The following is a 4,202-nucleotide window of genomic DNA, read 5'->3' on the forward strand; positions in this document are numbered from 1 at the left end:
GGCCTACTCGGTCTACTCCTTCGCGAGCCACCACGTCGATGCCGGTCTGGTCGGCGTCGCGGTCGGTTGCCTGCCGGCCAAGCTCGACGAGACGCTCGCCGTCGTCCGCGCCGAGCTCGGCAAGGTGGCGACCGACGGGATCACCGCCGAGGAGCTGGCGCGCGGCAAGCGGCAGCTCGCCGGCAGCATGATCATGGGTCTGGAGGACTCCGGGGCCCGGATGTCGCGCAACGGCAAGGCGGAGCTGATCTACGACGAGCTGATCGGCCTCGATGACGCGTTGGAGCGGATCGACGGGGTGACTCTCGAGGATGTCGCGGCACTCGCCGCCGATCTCTTCAGCGGCCCGGAGCTGCTGGCCTCCGTCGGCCCCTGACCAGCCCGGTTGGGTAGATCTGCGCATGTGGTGATGTGCCCGTCGCTGTGAGTGTTCCCTCCAGCGATGGGCGCATCGGGCGACCATCCTGTTCCAGGAGCCAACATGTCCCTCACCCGCAAGCTCGTGCTCGGTGCCGTCCTCCCCGCCGCCCTCTCTCCTGCCGCCGTCGTCGTCGCCGGCACGCCGGCTCAGGCCTACGAGACGATGTGCGACCCCGGCCACACCTGGACCGCGGTCGGTACGCCGAGCAAGGTCAACCAGGTGACGCACAAGATCGTCAGGGAGAACTACACCGGGAGCAGCGCGACGCGGACCTACTCCGCGTCGAGGGTGAGCACCATCGAGGCAAGCGTCTCGACCAGCTACACGATCTCCGGTGAGGTCTCGGCCAGCATCTTCAAGGCGTTCTCCGCCAAGGTGAGCTCGTCGCTGGGCGCGACCATTGCGGCCAAGGGCTCGACCACCAAGACGACCGCGGAGTCCGTGACCTGGACGATGAAGTCCGGAGACACCTACGTGTTCTACGCCGGCAGCCGGAAGGTGACCGCCAACTGGGCGCGCAAGCGGTGCAACAGCAGCGGCACGGCCGTGTCCACGATCGCGACCGGGACGGCGAAGTCCTTCTACTACACCGTCGAGGGTGGGGTCGGCTGCAAGCAGGCTCCGCCGGCCGGCAGCATGGCCTACACCGCGAAGGCGAAGTACTGCTGACGCAGTTACTTCCGGCCGATGATGCCGACCATCGCAGGGCGCTTGCTCTGCACCGCGGAGACGCGGAACCCCGCCTCGGCGAGGGCGTGTGAGGACTTCTCGACCATCATGCGCACCTCGTCGAGGCGGGTCGCTTCGTAGAAGAGGTGGACCGTGCCACCGGGGCTGAGCTTCTCGTGGAGGAGCGCGACCTCCTCGCGGCAGTCCCGGATCCAGAAGAGGTTCACGTTGATCGCGAAGACCTTGTCGAGGCGCTTGACGGGCACGCGCAGGGTCGCCAGGTCGATGTGCCGGACGGTGAGCCGGCCGGAGTCGACGTACTCCGCGTTGACTCGCTTGGTGCGGTCGACGGCCGCCTCCGAGCGGTCGATCACCATCAGCTTGCCCTTGCCGAGTCGGCTGGCGACGAGGCCTGCTGCCTCACCCGCTCCGCACCCGATCTCCAGGACGTGATCGTCGGGCTGGATGTCGAGGACGTCGACGGCCCAACGGATGCGCGCGGGGATGGTCTGGATGGCCATGGGGACAAGAGTGCCAGAGTCGCGTCCCGCGGTCGCGGCAGGGACACCCCGTGATGTCTGCGTTGAAGTAGGTTTGTGGCCGTGGGTGAGACGAAGCTGAAGGTGGGCGTCCTCGGGGCGCGGGGCAAGGTCGGCGCGGAGATGTGTGCCGCGGTCGAGGCCGCGGAGGACATGGAACTGGTCGCCTCGATCGACGCCGGCGACGACGTCCAGTCGCTCGTCAGCAGCGGCGCGCAGGTGGTCATCGACTTCACGCACCCCGACGTGGTGATGGGCAACCTGGAGTTCTGCATCGCCAACGGCATCCACGCGGTCGTCGGCACCACGGGCTTCGACGAAGGCCGGCTGGCCCAGCTCGAGCAGTGGCTCGCCGCCTCGCCGCAGACCGGCGTCCTGATCGCGCCCAACTTCTCGATCGGCGCGATCCTGATGATGAAGTTCGCGACGATCGCAGCGCCCTTCTACGACTCCGTCGAGATCATCGAGCTCCACCACCCGACCAAGGCCGACGCCCCCTCCGGTACGGCGGCGCGCACCGCCAAGCTGGTCGCCGAGGCCCGCGCGGCCGCCGGCTCGCCCCCGTTCCCCGACGCCACGTCGCAGGAGATCGACGGCGCCCGCGGTGCCGACGTCGATGGTGTGAGGGTCCACGCGCTGCGCATCCGGGGGATGATCGCCCACCAGGAGGTCGTCTGCGGTGGCCCCGGCGAGACGCTGACGATCCGCCACGACTCGATGGACCGGGCGTCGTTCGGCCCCGGCGTCCTGACCGGTTGCCGCCAGATCGGCGCGCACCCCGGTCTCACGGTCGGCCTGGAGCACTTCCTGGACCTGTGAGGCCAGACATTCTGAGGCCAGACATGACGAAGGCCCCGCTCCCTCAGGGGAGCGGGGCCTTCGTCGTGCGTCAGCGGTAGGTGTCGGGCAGCGACTGGCCGATCTTCACCTGCGGCTTGGGCAGGCGCAGGATGCGCAGCTGCAGCGAGCGGACGAGCGCGTAGTACGAGACGCCCTTGAGCGGCTTGCCCGGGAGACGGCGGCGCACCTCACGACGGACCCGGAAGCGCACCCAGACCAGGTCGAGCACGACGAGGACGACGGCCGTGATCCACATGCCCTGGCCTAGCACCGGGTTGATCGCGCTCAGCACCAGGATGATCAGCAGCAGGGGAGCGAAGAGCTCGGCGAAGCCGAGACGCGAGTCCACCACGTCGCGGATCAGGCGCTTGACCGGCCCCTTGTCGCGCTCGGGGAGCTTCGACTCGTCCGCGGTCTTGTAGGCCTGCCGCAGCTCGCGCATCGCGTCCTTACGGCGGGACTTCTGCGCGGCACGCAGGGCCTTCGGGTTCGCGGCGAGGCGGGCCCGCTCGCGGGCAGCTGCCTCGGCCTCCTTGCGCGTGGGGGTCGGGCGCCCCTTCTTGCCGGTGGCGTTCGGAGCGGCGTCGTCGGACGGCTTGGAAGTCAACTGCGGGCCTTCGTGCAGGCGGGACGGGACGCGCCCAGCCTACCGGTGGCCACGCTGGCCGCCGCCGCGTGGATACCCTCGCTCCCGTGGGCATCACCATCGACGAACTGCAGGTCGGCGACGACGCGAGCGCATGGGCCGCCGCGGGGTTCGCCGTCGAGGACGACACCTGCCGGATCGGCACGGTGGCGGTGAGGTTCACCGGCTCTGCCGGACCCCGCGGCGTACGCAGCTGGTCGCTGGCCGGCGTGGATGGCGCGGCGCTCGAGCGGTTCGTCGATGCCGAGGGCGTGGCGACGCAGGCGGCCCGTGCCTCCGCTGACGCGGAGGGCGAGGCTCACCCGCTCGGGGTCACCCGGATCGACCACCTCGTGCTGATGACCCCCAACATCGCGCGCACGACCTCGTCGCTCGAGGCGCTCGGTCTCGACGTACGCCGGGTGCGCGACGCCGAGCTCGCCGGCTCGCCCGTGCGCCAGGTCTTCTTCCGCCTCGGTGAGGTGATCCTCGAGGTCATCGGTGCGCCGGCCGGCGACGGGGAGGGCCCGGCGACGTTCTGGGGCCTGACCCACACGGTGCGCGACATCGACGGTGCCGCGGCGGCACTCGGTGAGCGCTGTGGGCGCGTCAAGGACGCCGTGCAGCCCGGGCGGCGGATCACGACGGTGCGAACCCGTGAGCTCGGCATCTCCGTCGCAACGGCTCTGATCAGCGCCTGACCAAGCGACCGGTCACGCCTTCTTCACGACCGAGGACTTGAGCTGCATCCGGCCGAAGCCGGGAACCGTCGCGTCGATGTCGTGGTCGCCGACGCCCTGCTGCAGGCGGATGCCCTTGACCTTCGTGCCGACCTTGATCGTGCCGCCGCCCGCGCCCTTGACCGGAAGGTCCTTGGCGATCACCACGTCGTCGCCGTCGCTGAGCACGTTGCCGTTGACGTCGCGGATGAGCGCTGCGTCGGCCGCCTCTGCGGCTTCGGAGGGGGACCACTCGTGGTCGCACTCGGGACAGACGATCAGCTCACCCATCTCGTAGGTGAACTCCGAACCACACTCGGGGCAGGACGGAAGGTAGTTCATCGACATGTTCCAATCTGACGAGTTGTTCAAGTCATGGGTAAAATCGG

General features: G+C 69.4%; 7 protein-coding genes. 4 read left to right on the top strand and 3 right to left on the bottom strand.

The window, feature by feature from the left end:
• On the top strand, window positions 1-376 hold a 376-nt coding region (locus VLF38_RS15695; RefSeq protein WP_325272176.1), incomplete at its 5' end, for a M16 family metallopeptidase.
• A gap of 105 nt (window positions 377-481) precedes the next feature.
• Window positions 482-1,090, top strand: coding sequence for a hypothetical protein (locus VLF38_RS15700; RefSeq protein WP_325272177.1), 609 nt, complete (start codon window positions 482-484; stop codon window positions 1,088-1,090).
• A gap of 5 nt (window positions 1,091-1,095) precedes the next feature.
• On the opposite strand, the gene VLF38_RS15705 is transcribed toward VLF38_RS15700, so the two are convergent.
• A complete protein-coding gene (locus VLF38_RS15705; RefSeq protein WP_325272178.1) occupies window positions 1,096-1,611 on the bottom strand; it encodes a class I SAM-dependent methyltransferase in 516 nt (171 codons plus the stop codon).
• 81 nt (window positions 1,612-1,692) lie between these two features.
• On the opposite strand from VLF38_RS15705, the gene dapB reads away from it, so the two are divergent.
• A complete protein-coding gene (dapB, locus tag VLF38_RS15710; protein ID WP_325272179.1) occupies window positions 1,693-2,448 on the top strand; it encodes a 4-hydroxy-tetrahydrodipicolinate reductase in 756 nt (251 codons plus the stop codon).
• Window positions 2,449-2,518: 70 nt separating this feature from the next.
• On the opposite strand, the gene VLF38_RS15715 is transcribed toward dapB, so the two are convergent.
• Window positions 2,519-3,076, bottom strand: a complete 558-nt coding sequence (locus VLF38_RS15715) for a DUF3043 domain-containing protein (RefSeq protein WP_325272180.1) — start codon at window positions 3,074-3,076, stop codon at window positions 2,519-2,521.
• 86 nt (window positions 3,077-3,162) lie between these two features.
• Between VLF38_RS15715 and VLF38_RS15720 the strand changes: the two genes are divergently transcribed.
• Entirely contained in the window at window positions 3,163-3,795 is a 633-nt protein-coding gene (locus VLF38_RS15720; protein WP_325272181.1) for a VOC family protein, read from the top strand.
• Between the two features lie 12 nt (window positions 3,796-3,807).
• On the opposite strand, the gene VLF38_RS15725 is transcribed toward VLF38_RS15720, so the two are convergent.
• Entirely contained in the window at window positions 3,808-4,155 is a 348-nt protein-coding gene (locus VLF38_RS15725) for a zinc ribbon domain-containing protein YjdM (RefSeq protein WP_414689412.1), read from the bottom strand.
• Between the last annotated feature and the right edge of the window lie 47 nt (window positions 4,156-4,202).

It is taken from the genome of Nocardioides sp. (assembly GCF_035481145.1).
GTDB lineage: Bacteria > Actinomycetota > Actinomycetes > Propionibacteriales > Nocardioidaceae > Nocardioides.

Bases quoted from the DNA above. Each gene is read 5' to 3' on its own strand.
- VLF38_RS15700 (WP_325272177.1), top strand. From the start codon at position 482: ATGTCCCTCACCCGCAAGCTCGTGCTCGGTGCCGTCCTCCCCGCCGCC.
- VLF38_RS15705 (WP_325272178.1), bottom strand. From the start codon at position 1,611: ATGGCCATCCAGACCATCCCCGCGCGCATCCGTTGGGCCGTCGACGTC.
- VLF38_RS15725 (WP_414689412.1), bottom strand. From the start codon at position 4,155: ATGAACTACCTTCCGTCCTGCCCCGAGTGTGGTTCGGAGTTCACCTAC.